The 16,703-nt window shown below is 62.3% G+C and carries 15 protein-coding genes; 8 read left to right on the plus strand and 7 right to left on the minus strand.

Going from position 1 to position 16,703, the window contains the following annotated elements; translation table 11 throughout:
* Nucleotides 1-67: 67 nt before the first annotated feature.
* Nucleotides 68-4,204: a response regulator gene (locus tag LNV07_RS18580; RefSeq protein ID WP_263572664.1), complete on the plus strand. Its 4,137-nt coding sequence runs from the start codon at nt 68-70 to the stop codon at nt 4,202-4,204.
* Here LNV07_RS18580 and LNV07_RS18585 read toward each other — a convergent pair.
* Nucleotides 4,176-5,177 (minus strand): Bug family tripartite tricarboxylate transporter substrate binding protein, encoded by a 1,002-nt coding sequence (locus LNV07_RS18585; protein ID WP_263572665.1) that lies wholly within the window; start codon nt 5,175-5,177, stop codon nt 4,176-4,178. The genes LNV07_RS18580 and LNV07_RS18585 overlap by 29 nt on opposite strands.
* Before the next feature lie 131 nt (nt 5,178-5,308).
* Here LNV07_RS18585 and LNV07_RS18590 point away from each other — a divergent pair, with 131 nt between their 5' ends.
* The 3 genes from LNV07_RS18590 to LNV07_RS18600 are packed head-to-tail and all read left to right on the plus strand — an operon-like array spanning nt 5,309 to nt 7,763.
* The gene (locus LNV07_RS18590; protein ID WP_397545582.1) at nt 5,309-5,710 is read left to right on the plus strand and encodes an HIT family protein; all 402 of its coding nucleotides are present in this window, start codon (nt 5,309-5,311) and stop codon (nt 5,708-5,710) included.
* A gap of 50 nt (nt 5,711-5,760) precedes the next feature.
* On the plus strand, nt 5,761-6,552 hold the full coding sequence (locus LNV07_RS18595) for a substrate-binding periplasmic protein (protein WP_263572667.1): 792 nt from the start codon (nt 5,761-5,763) through the stop codon (nt 6,550-6,552).
* Nucleotides 6,553-6,572: 20 nt separating this feature from the next.
* The gene (locus tag LNV07_RS18600; protein WP_263572668.1) at nt 6,573-7,763 is read left to right on the plus strand and encodes a hypothetical protein; all 1,191 of its coding nucleotides are present in this window, start codon (nt 6,573-6,575) and stop codon (nt 7,761-7,763) included.
* 7 nt (nt 7,764-7,770) lie between these two features.
* Here the strand turns inward: LNV07_RS18600 and LNV07_RS18605 are convergent, their stop codons facing one another.
* On the minus strand, nt 7,771-8,586 hold the full coding sequence (locus LNV07_RS18605; RefSeq protein ID WP_263572669.1) for a M14 family metallopeptidase: 816 nt from the start codon (nt 8,584-8,586) through the stop codon (nt 7,771-7,773).
* Nucleotides 8,587-8,673: 87 nt separating this feature from the next.
* Entirely contained in the window at nt 8,674-9,723 is a 1,050-nt protein-coding gene (locus tag LNV07_RS18610) for an ornithine cyclodeaminase (RefSeq protein ID WP_263572670.1), read from the minus strand.
* A 161-nt stretch (nt 9,724-9,884) separates the two neighbouring features.
* Here LNV07_RS18610 and LNV07_RS18615 point away from each other — a divergent pair, with 161 nt between their 5' ends.
* Both LNV07_RS18615 and LNV07_RS18620 read left to right on the plus strand, forming a co-directional pair.
* A complete protein-coding gene (locus LNV07_RS18615; RefSeq protein ID WP_263572671.1) occupies nt 9,885-10,310 on the plus strand; it encodes an Lrp/AsnC family transcriptional regulator in 426 nt (141 codons plus the stop codon).
* A gap of 113 nt (nt 10,311-10,423) precedes the next feature.
* Nucleotides 10,424-10,609: an EAL domain-containing protein gene (locus LNV07_RS18620; RefSeq protein WP_263572820.1), complete on the plus strand. Its 186-nt coding sequence runs from the start codon at nt 10,424-10,426 to the stop codon at nt 10,607-10,609.
* Here LNV07_RS18620 and LNV07_RS18625 read toward each other — a convergent pair.
* A complete protein-coding gene (locus LNV07_RS18625; protein WP_263572672.1) occupies nt 10,586-12,868 on the minus strand; it encodes a penicillin acylase family protein in 2,283 nt (760 codons plus the stop codon). The genes LNV07_RS18620 and LNV07_RS18625 overlap by 24 nt on opposite strands.
* A gap of 141 nt (nt 12,869-13,009) precedes the next feature.
* Nucleotides 13,010-13,339 carry a cupin domain-containing protein gene (locus LNV07_RS18630; protein ID WP_263572673.1) on the minus strand — a complete coding sequence of 110 codons (330 nt, stop codon included), beginning with the start codon at nt 13,337-13,339 and terminating at the stop codon, nt 13,010-13,012.
* A gap of 67 nt (nt 13,340-13,406) precedes the next feature.
* On the opposite strand from LNV07_RS18630, the gene LNV07_RS18635 reads away from it, so the two are divergent.
* Nucleotides 13,407-14,354 carry a patatin-like phospholipase family protein gene (locus LNV07_RS18635; protein WP_263572674.1) on the plus strand — a complete coding sequence of 316 codons (948 nt, stop codon included), beginning with the start codon at nt 13,407-13,409 and terminating at the stop codon, nt 14,352-14,354.
* 32 nt (nt 14,355-14,386) lie between these two features.
* The gene (locus LNV07_RS18640) at nt 14,387-15,022 is read left to right on the plus strand and encodes an LON peptidase substrate-binding domain-containing protein (protein WP_263572675.1); all 636 of its coding nucleotides are present in this window, start codon (nt 14,387-14,389) and stop codon (nt 15,020-15,022) included.
* 86 nt (nt 15,023-15,108) lie between these two features.
* Here LNV07_RS18640 and LNV07_RS18645 read toward each other — a convergent pair whose 3' ends face one another.
* Both LNV07_RS18645 and phaP read right to left on the minus strand, forming a co-directional pair.
* A complete protein-coding gene (locus tag LNV07_RS18645; protein WP_263572676.1) occupies nt 15,109-15,663 on the minus strand; it encodes a phasin family protein in 555 nt (184 codons plus the stop codon).
* A 300-nt stretch (nt 15,664-15,963) separates the two neighbouring features.
* A complete protein-coding gene (gene phaP, locus LNV07_RS18650; RefSeq protein WP_263572677.1) occupies nt 15,964-16,521 on the minus strand; it encodes a phasin family protein in 558 nt (185 codons plus the stop codon).
* Nucleotides 16,522-16,703 lie beyond the last annotated feature (182 nt).

Below are 16,703 nucleotides of genomic sequence, written 5' to 3' on the forward strand. Positions count from 1 at the left end.
CACGCGGCCAGGCGGCGGCCTGTGGTCGAATGGATGCTATTCCTAGAGTTTTGGGATCTGCGTTCGCGTGAAGAAATTCAACCCTCCGCTTGAACTGTTTGAAGGCAAGGACGTGGTGGCGGCCTTGCTGCAGGCCCTGCCGAGTCTGGCCGGCGACGCTAGGTTGGCCGCCCTATTGCAAATAGCCTGGTATCAGCGCCAATGCGACAGCGAGCGTGCGCTGGCTTGCGCGGCCGAGGCCGAGCTGCTGTTGGAGCAGGTCGAACTGGAGCTGATAGATCACCAACGCCTGCAGGCCCGCCTGACCTTGACGAGGGCGGAGATCGATTCACTGCGCGGCAAATCGGCCGCGGTCGAGCCCAAGGTGCTGGCCGTGCTGGCCGTGTTTGACAGCTGCGGCGATGCCATTGGCAGTGGCGATGCCAAGAGCCTGCTCGTTCTAATCTGCAGCGATGCAGGTGATTCGGCTCGGCGCGATGCCTGTTTGTCGCAATGCCTGGCAGACTACCGCCGCAGCGGAGATTCGGTCCGCATCAACTTTGCGCTTGCCCGGGGGTTGTTGTTTCAAGCCTTTCGCGATGCCAAGGCGACCCGGCTCAGCCTGGCGCAACAATTCGATCTGGAGTCGGACCAAGGCCCGGTGGTGACGGCCGTCCTGGCCAGTGTGCGGGCGGTGGTGACCGGCTACACCGGTGAGCTGGGCGCCTCAATCAGTCATTTTTTGCAGGCCTTCAACGCGGCCGAAGAGACCGGTCAACTGCGGCTGGCCATTCTGTCGGCCAGCAATGGTGCCGACTCCTTCGCTGGCCTGGGCGATCTCGACGCGGCGCTTGAATGGGACGAGCGCGCGTTGGTGCTGGCCCGTGGCTGCGGCTGGCCGGCGATGCTGGCAATGGCCCTGACCCAGACCGGCAACGTCTTGCGCCTGCTGGGCCGGCTGGAGGACGCCAAGCAGCATCAACTTGAAGCGCTGGAGGCGTTCGGCGGCTTGGGGGCCTCGAATACCTATGTGATGATTCTGCAGGGTCTGAGTGAGACTTTGCTGGACTTGAATCGGCCGGATGAGGCCCTGTTGCGCTTTACCGAGGCCGAGCAGGCGGCCAGCAAGCTGGCTGAGCCCATCGCCATATTGCGCAGTTGGCGCGGTCAGGCGAGCGCCTTGGCCAAGCTGGGGCGACCCTTGGAGGCCTTGCCAAAGATCGAGGCCGCCCTGCAGCAGGTAGAGGCGCAAGGCAATGTCGAGGAGCAGATCAAGATATTGCGGGTCTTGGCTCAGCTGCATTGTCAGCACCGCCTGCCGGCACCGGCCGGGATGCAGGCCGCGAGTGCGACCCTGCACTACTTGACTCTGGCGCAGCAGGCTGCGGCCAGCATCAGCGGCTTCTTGCCGCCGAGCGAATTGTTTGATGAGTTGGCGCAGGCCTATGCCTATGCTGGCGACTATCCGCAGGCTTATGAAAACGCCCGCGCGGCGGCAACGGCCCGCGACAGCGCTCGCAGCAAGGATGGCAGCAATCGTGCCATCGCCATGCAGGTGCGTCAGGACACCGCGCGCGCCTATGCTGCGGCCGAGCATCACCGGCTTCTCGCTCAAACCGAGGCCAGGCGAGCCGAGATGCTGCAAGCGACCAGCAACACGCTGGAGACGCTGGGCCAGGTTGGCCGCGAGATTACGGCGAGCTTGAATGCACAGGCCGTGTTCGCGTCCCTGCATCGCCATGTAGTCAGCATGATGGATGCAACGTTTTTCGGTGTCTGCCTGTTTGACCCGGAGGCCGCAGTCCTCAAAATGGTCTTCGCGATGGAGGGTGAGCGGATCGTGCCCGGCGCGACCCTGGCGCTGGACGATGCCAACTCGTCCTTCGCGCTCTGTGCCCGCGAACGGCGCGAGTTGCTGATCAATTTGGCGGAGCCTGAACGCGGTTTCCCGGCGATTCCCGGGACCATGGAAAGCAACAGCCTTATGTACTACCCGCTGATGATTGGCGAGCGGCTTTTGGGGGTGATGTCGGTGCAATCGCCACGCCCATTCGCGTATGGCGAGCGTGAAATTTTCATCATGCGGGCGCTCTGCGGTTACGGCGCCATTGCGCTGGATAACGCCCATGCTTACAGCCAGGTCGAAGCCGCGACGGCCGCCAAGGGGCAGTTCCTGGCCAATATGAGTCACGAGATCCGCACGCCCATGAATGCGGTCCTGGGCATGCTCAAGCTGCTGCAGGGCACCGATCTGAATCAGCGTCAGCTCGACTTCACGCAGAAGGCCTCCGGTGCGGCCAAATCGCTGCTGGGCCTGATCAATGACATCCTGGATTTCTCCAAGATGGACGCCGGCAAGATGACGCTGGACCCACAACCCTTTGCGCTCGATCAGCTGATGCGTGATCTGTCGACGATCGTGTCCACCAACGTCGGCAAGAAGCCGGTCGAGGTGATGTTCGATATCGATCCCCGAGTGCCGCCTATCTTGATCGGCGACGCCTTGCGGCTGCAGCAGGTGCTGATCAATTTGAGCGGCAATGCAATCAAGTTCACCGCGCAGGGTGAGGTGGTGGTGCGTATCGAGTTGGTGAGCCAAAGCGGTGCCGGTGTTCAGTTGCGCTTCGCCGTACGCGACAGCGGCATTGGCATTGCGCCGGAGAATCAAAAGAAGATTTTTGAAGGCTTCTCGCAGGCCGAGGTGTCAACCACCAGGCGCTTCGGTGGCACCGGACTGGGGCTGAATATTTCGCAGCGTCTGGTGGCGCTGATGGGTGGTGAGCTGGCGCTGGACAGCGTGCTCGGCAAGGGCAGCACCTTTCACTTCGCTCTGACCCTGCCGGTCGGCGAGGCAGGCGCCGCAAAGACCGGCGAGATGGGTGAGTTGTTGGGCGAAAGTCTGGACGAACAACTGACGGAACATTTGAGCGTGTTGGTGGTGGATGACAACGCCATCGCGCGCGAGTTGGTCCAGCATATGGCGCAGTCACTTGGCTGGAGCGCCGAGGCCGCCGCCGATGGGGCCGAGGCCTTGCAACTGATGCTGGCCCGCCAAGCGGCCGAGCGGCCGCCCTTCGACGCCGTCTTCATGGACTGGGAAATGCCCGGCATGGACGGTTGGGAGGCGATCGCCCGCATGCGCGCGTCGATGGGTGTGAATGCGCCGGTCACGGTGATGGTGACCGCCCATGGCCGCGAGCGCCTGGCCGAGCGCAGCGACGATGAGCAAGCCAGCCTGAATGGCATCCTGGTCAAACCGATCACGGCGGCGATGCTGCAGGAGATGCTCAAGCGCGCCCGCGCCGGTCAGTCGAATGTGCGCCGTACGGTCCGCACGGGCGCGGCTAAGCGGCTCGTCTTGGAAGGCATGCGCCTGCTCTTGGTCGAGGACAACGAGTTGAATCAAGAGGTCGCACAGACCTTGCTGGAGCAGGCGGGCGCCCTCGTGCGCGTTGCCGCTGATGGCCAGTTGGCGTTGGACATCCTGCGTGTCGATGCAAAGGCCTTCGACGTGGTGCTGATGGATGTGCAGATGCCGGTGATGGACGGTTTCACCGCCACAAGGATGATCCGGGCGGCGAGCGGCGAGGGCCTGAACTTGCAGGAGCTGCCGGTGGTGGCGATGACGGCCAATGCAATGGCCTCGGACCGAGAGGAATGCTTGGCCGCAGGCATGACAGACTTTGTCAGCAAGCCCTTCGAGTTGTCGAATCTGGTGCAGGTGTTGCTGCGAGTCAGCGGGCGCGCGGCGGCGGCAGCAGCAGCGGCCCAAGCCAGCGCGGAACGAAAATTCACGACGCTGGCGCTGCCGGCCGATCTGCAGGCCAGGGCTTTGGGGCAGGGCATCGATGCGCAAAAGACCATCGATAGATTTATGGGCAAGAGCGCGCTCTATCAGCGCATGGTCAACAGCTTTTGCGTGTCGGCGCTGGCCTTGCCGGCTCAGTTGGAGGGCTTGCTGGCCGAATCGAAACATGCCGATGCGGAGCGTGCCCTGCACAGCTTCAAGGGCTTGGCCGCCACACTCGGCGCCGAGGCGATGGCCAAGCTGGGGAGCGATGGCGAGGCGATGTTCAAACGAGGTGATTTGCCAAGCCCGGAGTGGCTGGCTGAATTGCTACGTTTGATTCAAAGCGGCACGCAAGACCTGACCCTGCTCGCGCAGGCCATCAGCGATCTGGGCCCGATGCCTCTGGCTACTCCGTCGACAAATGTCTTTCCTTGATCAAGGCGTGCCAGCTCTGGGTTTCTTGCTGGATGAAGCGCCCCAGCGCCGGCCCATCGCCGGGCGTGATCTGCAGGCCGAAGTCTTCCAGTCGAGCTTTCACTTCCGGGGTGTTGATGGATTTTTGCATTTCGGCATTGAGGCGCGCGACGATGCTTTCAGGTACACCCTTGGGTACAAACAAGCCCTGCCAGGCAGATACATCGACGCCGCTCAGCCCCAACTCCTCGAAGCTTGGGACATCGGGCAACTGCGCAATCCGCTTGCTGCTGAGTACCGCCAGCGGGCGCAGTTTGCCGGTGCGGATTTGCGGCAGTGCGGTGGCACTGTCAAGAATGGCCATCGGCACCACGCCGCCCATCAAATCTTGAACCGCAAACGCGGTGCCGCGGTAAGGCACATGGACGATAAAGCTTTGCGTGCGCTGCTTGATCAACTCCATCGCCAGATGATGTGGGCTACCGATACCGGGCGACGCATAGCTGAACTTGCCGGGATTGGCCTTGACCTCGGCCAGCCATTGCTTGGCGCTGTTGAAGCCGGAGTTCGGGTTAACGGTCAAAATGAGCGGAAAACGAGCCATCAGGCCGACCGGCGTGAAGTCGCTGACGGCATAGGGCAAGCGTTTGTACATCGCGCTGTTGAATACCATGGCGCCGTTGTCGCCGCTCAGGATGGTGTAGCCATCGGCGGGCGACTTGGCGGCGACGTCGGTGCCAATGATGGCTGCCGCACCGGGCCGGTTGTCGATGACCAGGGGCTGGCCGAGTTGTTTGCCCAAGGCGGGCGCCAGTTGGCGGGCCAGAAAGTCCGAACCGCCGCCGGCCGGATAGGCCACCACCCATTTGATCGGCTTGGTCGGCCAATTGCCGGTGTTGCTGCCTTGGGCCAGCGCCTGGCCTATCAGGCTCATGCCGACGATGCTGAGCAAGCACAGGCGGCGACTGGTTTGCTTGAGGGGGCTGCGCGACATCGGCTGTGTCCTTGTGCGGATTGCTAAAGTGCACCCATCTTAGTCATCACTGTTTCCCCCACTTCATGACGAACATCTCTATCGCTGTCTCAACCGCTGCTTGCCCGCTATGCATGGAGCCGGGCGGGCTCGTGATTGACCAAACGTCGCTGTGGCGCGTCGTGCGGGTGGAGGATGCCAACTTCCCGGCTTTTTATCGTTTGATCTGGCAAAGCCATGTGGCCGAGTTCAGCGACTTGAGCGAGGCCGAGGCCTTGGCCTGCATGAGGGCGGTGACCGCGATCGAAAAAGTGTTGCTGAGTGCTTTGCGCCCGACCAAGATCAATCTGGCCACGCTCGGCAATGTGGTGCCACATCTGCATTGGCATGTGATCGCGCGTTTCGACTGGGACAGCCATTTCCCAAACCCGGTCTGGGGCGCGGCCCTGCGCGAGTTGGCGCAGCCGGCCCAAGCGCGACTGGCGCTGAGCCTTCAAGAGCTCGATGCGCGGGTCGCGGCCGCGCTACAAAAGCTCGGCGCCGGGCTAAACTGAGCAAAGGGTAGAGAAGGTAAACGGCCAAGAGCTAGGAGCCAGGAACAGGCATGAAGCGACGCGAGTTGATGAGCGTGGCAATGGCAATGGCATTGGCATTGGCATTGGCATTGATGGTGTCGGCGTCGCAGCTCGCCCGAGCTCAAACCTCGACGCCCGATCTGCAGGGTTTCACCGAGAATCTGCCGCCCTTGAATTTCACTGCAACGGGGAGCTCCGGTGAGGCGGCCGGTTTCGGTGTCGAGTTGCTGCGTTTGATGGCGAGAGAGGCGGGGCTCAGTCTGGACATCCAGGTGCAGCCCTGGATACGGGCGATGCGTTCGGCCGGCGAGGCCAATAACACGGTGCTGTTTTCGCTTGCACGCCTGCCCGAGCGTGAGCCGCAGTTTCAATGGGTGGGTCCGATCAGCGAGCGGCGCATCGTGATTTACAGGCTCAGCAAACGCAGCGATATCCGCTTCACCGGCCTGGAGCAACTGCAAGGCCTTCGCCTGGGTGTGGTGCGCGAATCGGCCTCGGCCAAGCATCTGCTGGCCTTGGGGCTGAAGCCCGAGGTCGATCTTGAATGGGGGAGCGATGACGCCAGCAATTTGCGCAAGCTGTTGGCAGGGCGAATGGATTTGTTGGTGATGCTGGACTGGGCGGCCGCCTGGCATTTGCGTCAGCACAAATTGCCCTTTTCCAGCCTGACCGAGGTGGCCGTACTGGACGCCAGCCTCTCCTATTGGTACGGGCTGCACCTTCAGATCGAGCCCTCGGTCAAGCGGCGCCTGCAGACGGCGCTTGACCATATCAAGCGCGATGGCCGTTACGCAGCATTGCGCTTGCGTTATTTCGATTGACCTGTATTCAGAGGCACATCATGACTGCTGAATCAACTTCCTATGGCGCATTGGAAGATGCGCTTCGAGACGCGCAAGCATTGCTGGAAACGGAACAGTTTGGGCCCGGTCTGGCGGCCATACAGCGCTTGCTGGATGGCCTGCCGGATCACGAGGAGGCCAGCCGAGACCTGCAGTACCGGTTGCTAATTTCGCGTGGGACCGCGCTGACCAAGCTCGACTGTTTCGATCAGGTCTTGGACGATTGTGCCCGCATGCTTGATCTGGTTTCGCTTGACCAGCCATCTGCGCGGCGAGCCAGCGTGATGATTCAAATGTCGTTTGCACAGGCCAATCTGCTGATGCCCGAGCAAGCCCTCCGAGCCGCCCATATTGCGCTGCAGGACGGCTTGCAGTTGCAGGACGGTTTGCTCACCGCCCAAGCCTTGGAGCGGCTGGCGATGGCTTATCTGTCGATGGGCGACGGCGAGACTGCCACGACCCTGATGTTCGAGGCGCTGGGGCAGATGAATCAGCACAGCTCTGACTACGAGCGAATTCGACGTTATTCCAATGCGATGCATTTGATCTGCAGCTTGTTTGATGCCTATGTCGAAGCCGAAAAGTACGTCGAGGCCAGCGCCATACTTGATCGTGCGGTCGGCTTCAACGATCAAGCGAGCGAGTTGGCGCCGCAAGTGGCCAGCCAATACATTGGCTGCATGTGGCGGGCCAATCAGGCGCGTTGGCACCGCCGCTGCGGGCGGCATCAGATGGCGCGCGGGGCTTTTCTTGACTTGGCGCAGCGGGCTGCAGTCGCCGGTTGGCATGCGGTTCGCCGTCCGGTGTTGCTGGAGCTGGCCTTGATGGAGGAGGGCCAATGTCGGCCTTACGAGGCCACCGCCTTGTTGCGGGCGGTGTTCGAACCGGCCGGTCTGCGCGTGCGAGATTTGGTGGCGCTGCCGGCCTTGCGGGCGCTTGAGCGTCTTTATGGCGAAACGGGGCAGATGGAGCAGGCGACGGCCGCCCGGCAAGAGTTGGATAAGCGCCAAGGCCGGCGTCAACAAGCCGCGCAGCGGGCGCAAACCCAAATGGCCGGTTTGAGCGAGCGCATTGTTGCGGCGCTGGCCGAGGCCGATCGCAAGCGCCTGGATGACGTCATACGACAGCTGCGAGATCAACGCAAACCAGCGAACGACGTGCGTCTGCGGGATCAAGACTGGCAGGAATGAGGTTTGCTCAAGCCTTGTCGGCCTGTTCGATAAAGACCCGCATCATTGCCGCCTGCGCCAAGATGCGGCGCTCCAGTGGCTGTTGACCTGGCGTCTCCACGCAGGCCGCACGGGCCGCGCCCTGTTCCATCATCCAGGCCTCAAAAGATGCGTCGTAATGGTTGAAGACAATGCCGCCGCGGATCGGGCAATCATCGACCAAGCCGTCCGGGTGCATGGCGAAATGCGCCAGGTTGGCCGCCAACAAGCGTTGGCTGAAGGCCCCGGCTTGCTCGCTGCGCTCAAAGCTGTAGAGGTAGGCCTCGCTCAGACCGACATCTTCGTGGCAGCACAAGACGCCGTCGGCGCCCGCTGGTACCAACAATGCGGCATGGGCGATCAGTAGCCGCGCCTCGCGTGACGGCGTGCCATCCAGGCACCTGCTACTCGGGTAGCCTCGATTGGGGTTTTCGCCCCAATCGTTGAAGCGCCGCCCGACCCTAAAGCCGCTCGGGTTGACCAGCGGCAGCAAGCTCAGGTGCACCTGCTCAAGTGCCTGAGGATCCAGTTGCTGCAGCAAACGCAGCAAGCCCCAGGGGCCGGCGGATTCTTCACCGTGAAAACCGGTGGCCAAAAGCAGGCGTGGGGCATCGGGGCGAGCGGCCGGGCGAGTCAGGAAATCGATGCTCATTTCGGCATCCGGGCAGACCACGCGCCCGAGTTCCTGCCGGCTAAAGCCGAGCGCTCGGCTGGCGTCGGCCAGTGCGGTTTGCAGGGCAGTCAGGTCGGTGCTCAGCCCGCCCTCGGCGCGCGGCCAAACCCACAAGGTATTGGTATCGATCATGGCGAACATTTTGACCGCAGACGTCCAGCGTCGATGTCTTGGCGCAGGCGCAAGGCAGGGTGAGCGGCGCTGCCGCTCACGGCAACTTCAGGCTGCACGCAGCTGCGGCTTGCTGCTGGCGCCCAGGCCCAATTGACCGAACAGGTTCTTCGGGTCGACCATGGTCGGGATCAGGCTGACGTCTTGACCCAGGCCCAATTCACGCGCGCAGTCGCGCAGCAGGCGCAGCGCCGAGAAATCCTCCAAGGCGAAACCAACCGAATCAAAGAAAGTGATCTGCTCGGCGCTGTCGCGGCCGCTGGCTTGGCCTTCCAGCACACGCCAGAACTCGGTCACCTCGAACTCCGCCGGCATCTGCTGCAGGTCGCCTTCGATGCGCGACTGAGGCTCGAACTCGACGAACACCTTGGCGGCCTCCAGCACTCCGCGGTGCATCTCGGTCTTGCCGGGACAGTCGCCGCCGACGCCGTTGATGTGCATGCCGGGCTCAATCATGTCGGGCGTGATGATGGTGGCGTTGGTCTTGTCGGCGGTCACGGTCGTGATGATGTCGGCGCCGCGTACGGCTTCGGCGGTGCTGGCGCAGACCTTCAGTGTCAAACCCGGCAGGCCTTGCAGGTGGCGCAGCAGCTTGGCGGTGGCGGCCGGGTCGATGTCGAACAGGCGAATCTCGCTGATGCCCAGCAGATAGTGGAAGGCCAGCGCCTGGAACTCGCTCTGCGCGCCATTGCCGATCAAGGCCATGGACTTGGCATCTCTGCGGGCCAGCTTGCGGGCCACCATCGCAGAGGTGGCCGCGGTGCGGATCGCGGTCGTCAGCGTCAATTCGCTGACCAGTTCGGGCCGCCCGGTGGCGACCTCGGCCAAGAGGCCCACGGCCATCACCGTCGGCAGACCCAGGCGGGTGTTCTTGGGGTGGCCGTTGACGTATTTGAAGCTGTACAGGCTGCCGTCCGCAATCGGCATCAGCTCGATCACGCCGTCTTCGGTGTGGCTGGCCACGCGGGCGCTTTTGTCAAACTCGTTCCAGCGCAAATAGTCGGCTTCGATATAGCCCACCATGCGCTTGAATACCTCGGGCAGTCCCAGGGTCTGGGTGATGAGGGCTACGTCTTGGGTGGTCAGCAGGGTGGTCATGAAAGTCTCCGTATTTCTAATGCCTTGATTTTGGCCAAGCCTGCTGCTAGCGAGAAGAGCAAGAAAAGATCAAAAAGTCAGAGGAAACTGTCATTTAGTCAGTGTCAATTGACGAAATGGCAGAATGAGCTGCATCGGCAGCAGAAATAAATGAGGCAGACATGGATACCTTGGATCAGCAATTGATCGCACTTTTGCGCTTGGATGCCCGCGCCAGCGTGGCCACCCTGGCCCTCAAGCTGAAGGTTTCGCGCGGGACGGTCAGCAACCGCATTACCAAGTTGGAGGACACCGGCATCATCAATGGCTACACCGTCAAGCTGCGTCCCGATGCGACGCCAAACCAGATCACGGCCTGGATGAGCATCGCGGTGGAGGGCAACAAGACCCGTGAAGTCATCAGCATCTTGCTGGGTGAACCGGGTGTGTCGGGCCTGTTTGATACCAATGGCCGCTGGGACTTGCTGGCCGAACTGCGAGCGCCCAGCCTGGGCGAGTTGGCCAATGTGCTGGAGCGGGTGCGCTTGATCAAGGGCATCGAGACGACCGAAACCAGCATCCATCTGCAGAGTTACAAAGTGTCTTGAGTTTCAGTTGAGGGCCTTGTCCGTCACTGAGCGGCCAGCCGGTCTTTGCCGCGCTGACGCAGGCGGTCAATGTCAGCGCTAAGCAATGCCACCAGGATGGGTTTGTGGACATCATGGAGCGGACCGAGGGGGTGCTGGTCTCCAATGCCGAGGCGGTAGCGGCCAAGATGCACGCATTGAAAGCGGCCGGCGTGGGCTTCTCGCTCGATGAATTCGGCGCCGGCTACCCATCACTGGCCTACCTCAAACGCTTGCCGCTGGAGGCCTTCGAGGGATTATTTTCGGGCAAGCGCTTGTAGCTGATGTGTGGTCGGGCCGGCCAGCAGGGGTGCGGGTCTGGCCGCCGACCAATCGGCATGGCCGGCGCCATAGAACGGCGACAGCGGATGGCCGCTCTGGCCGCCCGGCATGCTCAAGCTTGCCTCGTCCTCATGACCGGGTGAGACGACCAGCCGCTGTGATTGGCCGAAGGCCGGATGCGCGACGCGGGGGAGGTGAGAGTCGCCGCTTTGCGGGCTTGAGGGCATGTCCAGCAAAATCGACAGGGCCGGGATGGCCTTTGACATCACATGCTGAATGCGGCTGGCATTGTGCTCACCCCATGTGGCTTGGGCAAGCGGACGTTTTCCGTCCGAGGTCAGCTCCTTCAGCGCTGCATCGACCTGTGCCAACAGCATCGCATCCCAACTGGCAAAACCCGGCGGAAGCAAGTGGGCGGGGTGTTCATTCAATGCTTGCACGGCGCTGTATTCGAACTGCGCGCCTGCTTTGAAGCTGCGCTTGTTGTCGGCCTGCATGGTGCCCAGAAAAGGGGTTGTCCAGGCGGTCCAGAGTGTGTCCAGTGTGCGCAGACGCACCGTGCGAATCAGGCGGTAGCCGACCTGATCGGCATCCGCGCGGCCGTTCCATTGCGCCAGCTGGGCGGCGGCTTGCGCATGGGCCGGGCTGCTTGCCAGCAAGGGGCGCAGGCGAGTCGCCCAGGTCTTGATCAAACGGGCCTCGGCATCGAAATGAATCGCCCCCAGGCTGCTTTGGTCGTGGCTGGCACGCTCACTCAGGCGGTCGCGAATCTGCTGCGCTCGAGCACCCAGGGCAAAACCGCCGTCACCGATGGCCTGGCCACCGGCCCCTGCAAGTTGCCGGTTATTGGCGGTCCAGAGTTGGCCATTGGCTGGGTTGAGAATCTTCGGGTAGTCGGGCAAGCTCAGCCATCGGTGAGTGGCCGGTGTGGGGGGTTGAAAGCGCGCGTAGCCCGCATCCATATTTGCTTGCTCCCACAAGCGGCCGGCCAGGGTCCAGCCGATCTGCCCCTTGGCATCGGCGACCAGGATGTTCTGGTGCGGGATGCCGGACTGCTGCGCGACCTGCAAGGCGCTCGGGGCGTCGCTTGCCCGCAGCATATCGTCCAAACGCAGGTTGTAGGCATCGCCCCGATGGGCAATCCAGCGCAGCGCATAGCGTTGCCCGTCCCGTTCGCGCACGATTGGCGCGCCGTCGAATTCCTGCACCTCCAGCGTCTGCGCCGCAGCCCCTTTGACCGCAATCGTCTCGGCAAAGCCCCGCAGCCTTGCCGCCGGCAATTCGGCCGGCATCTTGATCCAGTCAAACCATTGCCCATAGGCATTGGTGAAACCCCAGGCCACGTGGCCATTGGATCCGACTACCAGGCTGGGCATGCCGGGCAGGCTCAGGCCCGCAGCGCGCAAGACCTGACCCTCCTGGCCCTTGATCTCGAATTGGGTGCGATACCAGATGCTGGGCACGCCCAGATCGAGATGCATATCGTCTGCCAGGATGGCGCGGCCATTGCTACTGCGGCTGCCCGCGACGGCCCAGTTATTGCTGCCAATCATGCGGTCTTCGTCACGCGCCATCGCCGGCGGTGCAGGCCAGTGACTTGCCTGCGTCTTGCGCAAATCCAGTTGTGCCGGGGTCGGCAGGGCGGGCAGGGGCAGCTCGCTGCCGTCCAGCGCCGCATCCCAGGGTCCGCCGCGCGGGTTCAGCCAGTCGAACATGGCGTCGCCGGCCCGTTCACGCAAGGCGGCACGCTCGAAGCCGGCGTCAATGCTGGCGCCTTGCAGCATCCAAAACATCTCGCTGACGACCAGCATCGAATCGACGGCGCGCCAAGCCTCGGGCTGGGCCTGCAGCAGCAGGTATTGCCAGGGCCGCAGGCTCAAGGCCGCCAGGCCCGCGTTGACACCGTCCGTATAGGCTTGGAGCAAAGCCTGGTCGGCGGCCGGCAGCTGCGCGAAGCGCTCGCTCAGGCGGGCTCGCATGCGGTGGCTTCGGCGCTCTTTGTCGCGCGGCAAGGCTTTGCTGCCAAACAGCGCCGACAACTCGCCGGCCGCCGAACGCCGGGTCAGGTCCATCTCGAAAAACCGTTCCTGTGCGTGCAAGAAGCCCAGGCCGCGGGCCAGGTCGGGCCGGTTCTCGCCGCGCAACACGGCGGTGCCCAAGGCGTCGCGTTCCAGGCTCAGCGGCGCGTTCAGTCCGGGCAATGTGATGCTGCCGTCCAACTGCGGCAGGCTGGCGCGCAGGGCAAGCCAAGCACTCAAGCCAGTCAAAACGATCACGGCAGCGGCGCCGACAAGCAATCGGGGCGCCCAGCGGCGCGGTCTGTTAGGGCTAGTCATGGCGACCATTGTGGCCGCGTGGGCTGCTGCGTTCGGCCGGGGTTTCCCTGCCCCGGCGGGCGATCAAATCTTGTGAACCAGGGTCAGCAAGAGGCTGCTGTCCAATTCCGCAACGACCGCGTGGGCCTCGCTGGCCCGCAGCATGGTCAACTGCCCCGCACTGAGCGGCAGATGGGTGCCATGCATATCTAGGCGAACTCGCCCGGCCAGGCATTGAATGCACAACTCGCCGGCCAATTTGTGCTCGCTCAAACGCTGGCCGGCAGGCAGCAAGAGGTGCAGCAACTGCAGTTGATCGGCCTTGATCAGACTGGTGCTTTGGGCCTCGGCGTTGTATTCGGTCAATGCCTTCAGGTCGATCAATTGTCCGAGGCTTGCGTGTTGAATCGCCATGCTGGTCTCCTCATACGGGCTGTTGACGCCCGAAGCTCGATTGTGTTGCAGGTGTCTAGAATCGGCCATGCCCATTTCAATTTCCTTCGCCACGGCGCTGCCTCGCTGCCGCCGCTGGTTGACGCTCTTTCTGCTGAGTTCACTGCTCGCTGCTTGTTCACATGCACCCTTGGTGCCGAGCGTGCCGGTGCCGGTTATTGCGGAACCCTCGCCGGCGCGAACCGCCCCGGTTCAGCCCATCCCTCCCCGCATCGGCCTGGCATTGGGCGGTGGCGCCGCGCGCGGCTTTGCGCATATCGGCGTGATCCAGGTCTTGGAAGAGCAGGGCATCAAGGTCGATCTGGTTGCCGGCACCTCCGCGGGCAGCTTGGTGGCTGCGCTCTATGCCTCCGGTTTGACCGGCCGCGAGATGGCCACCTTGGCCGAAAGCATGGATGAGGGCGCCATCACCGACTGGGCTTTCCCGACCCGCGGTCTGATCCGTGGTGAGGCTCTGGCGCGTTATGTGCGTGAGAAAACCGGCGGCAAACAGATCGAGCAAATGAAGCTGCCATTGGGCATCGTGGCGACCGATTTGTCGGACGGCTCGGGCATCTTGTTCCGGCGCGGCGATACCGGCTCGGCGGTGCGAGCATCGAGCTCGGTGCCGGCCGTTTTTCAGCCGGTCAAGATCGGCAGCCGCGAGTATGTGGACGGCGGATTGGTGGCGCCGGTGCCGGTGCGTTATGCCCGCCAAATGGGGGCCGAGTTGGTGATCGCGGTGGACATCACGTCGCCGCCCGAGGAAAAACCCGGTGCCGACGCGATCCGCATGCTGCTGCAGACCTTCTCCATCATGGGCCGCAGCATCAATAACTTTGAGTTGGGTGACGCCGATATCGTGCTGCGACCCAAGCTTGATGGTGTCGGCAGCGCGGACTTCTCCGCCCGCAAGCGCTCGGTGCAGGCGGGGCGCGAGATTGCCCTGGCGATGCTGGCGCAGATACGCTCCAAGATCTTCATCAAGACTCATTGACACTGTTTCAAGCTTGAACCTGGCCTGCGTTTATGAACCCCAACTCGATCCCGCTGTTCCCGCTCCAATCGGTGCTGTTTCCGGGGGGCTATTTGCAGCTGCAGGTGTTCGAGACGCGCTATCTGGACATGGTGGAGCGCTGCCATAAGGCCGGGCAAGCATTCGGCGTGGTGAGTTTGTTGGAGGGCGGCGAGGTGCGCCGTCGGCAGCCCGGTCAGGACGGCTTTGCGCGCGAGCGCTTTAACCTTCTGGGCACACTCGCGCATATTTCTGCTTTAGAAAAACCGCAGGCCGGCCTGTACAAGCTGCGCTGTGTGGGGGGGCAAAGGTTCAGGCTGTTGAGCACCGAGCAGGCTTCACATGGTCTGTGGTCGGGCGAGGCCGAGTTGCTGGCTGACGATGCCGAGGTTGCGGTGCCGGTCGACTTGTTGCCTGCGGCCGAGCTGTTGCAAACCCTGTTGCACAAATTGGAACAGGGCGCGGCGGCGCTGGATCTGCCCTTGCAGCCGCCCTATCGGTGGAGTGACTGTGGCTGGTTGGCCAACCGTTGGTGCGAGTTGCTGCCCTTGCCGCCGGACGAGCGTCAGCGCTTGATGCAACTGGATAACCCTTTGTTGCGGCTGGAATTGGTTGCCGATCAGTTGGACCGTTTGCAAATGCGGCCCTGAAATGGAAAAGGCCCGGTGCAAGCACCGGGCCTTTCTTTGAGCTTTGAATAATGTTGAGGTCAGACCAAGCCGACCTCCCTCATTAATTAGGCAGCGCGCTTGGCGGCGCGGGCGCCGGTTTGCGATGCCTTGACAGCCGAGTTGGTCGCGGCTTGGAAGTTGGCGGCAGCCACGTCAGCGGCTTGCTTGCCGGCCTTCTGGACCGACTCAAGTGCGTTGTTGGCGGTGGTGATGGCGTTCTTCACCAGGGCCACCACGTTCTCGGAACCGGCCGGTGCGTTCTTGGCAGCGGTCTCAACCAGTGCGGCGAACTTGGCTTGAGCGTCGGCCACTTGAGCTTCGGCAGCCTTGGCAACTTCGGCGCTGGTGCTGCTGGTGATTTCTTGCACGTGGCGGCTGTACGAAGCGGCCTTTTCGGCGCTTGGCTGCAGCAGGGTAGCTTGCAACGCCAGCAACTCTTGAGCGTCCTTGACCGACAACACGGCTTGGGTGGACTCAACGGCTTCGGCCAGGGCGGTCTTGGCGACTTGCATGTTCAGCTCAACCAACTTCTCAACACCTTGGAAGGCGGTTGTGGTCAGGCCGAAAAGAGTCTCGACATTGGCTTTGTGGGCGGCGAAGAATTGTTCAGCTGTCAGCATGGTGTGCTCCTGTGTGGGGGGCGACCCCCGGTTGATTTCAAATGAAATTCGTCTTGCGGATATTCGCAAGCTGCTGCACAGTTAAATGCTGCGCTGCAACAAAATGAATTGTAGGGACTTCAAAATGATTTGCAAGCATTATTTGTTGCGGCGCAGCAAATAACTTTGAAATTCATCGTCCGCCGGGCTGGATTGGCAGCGAGCAAGGGCGCTGCGGACGTAAAAAAGCCCGGCGATCGGGCCGGGCTTTGTTGCAATACCCATGGGCCGTGGCCCATGGTCTTGGCTTGGACCTTCTAGTTAGGCAGTTGCGCGCTTGCCGTTGCGGGCGGCGGTCTGCGAAGCCTTGACGGCGGTGTCGGCGGCGGCTTCGAAGTTGGCTTCGGCCACTTCGCTGGCTTGGCGGGCTGCTTGTTGGATCGACTCAAGCGCGCTGTTGGCGGCTGCCACGGCGGTCTTGACCATGGCGACGGCGTTTTCGCTGCCGGCCGGTGCGTTCTTGGCGGCGCTGTCGATCACGGCGGCAAACTTCGACTGTGCATCGGCGATTTGGGCTTCGGCGACCTTGCCAATGGCGGCGTTGGTGCTGTTGGCGATGTCATACAGATGACGGCTGTAAGAAGCGGCCTTCTCGGCGCTCGGCTGCAAGAGGGTAGATTGCAGGGCCAGCAGTTCTTGAGCATCCTTCACGGACATCAGGCTTTGAGCGGACTCGACGGCTTCGGCCAATGCCGTCTTGGCGACCTGCATATTCAGCTCGACGAGCTTTTCAATGCCTTCGAAAGCCTTGCTTGTCAGACCGAACAGCGTTTCGACATTGGCTTTTTGAGCGGCGATGATTTGTTCTGTGGTCAGCATGTAGCACTCCTTGATCGGGGTCTACCCCGAGATGGTTGTCTGTAGAATTTCTTCGACAGCGGGAATTGTTGCGCTGCAACAAAGCAAAGTATATGAAGCTCCGGTAACTTTGCAAGGTCTTTTTGCTGCATTGCAACAAGTTAGGGGGAGGGCATAGAAAGACTGGTTTCCTCCGCGACCTT

It is taken from the genome of Roseateles oligotrophus, from assembly GCF_025717515.1.
Lineage (GTDB): Bacteria > Pseudomonadota > Gammaproteobacteria > Burkholderiales > Burkholderiaceae_C > Paucibacter_A > Paucibacter_A oligotrophus.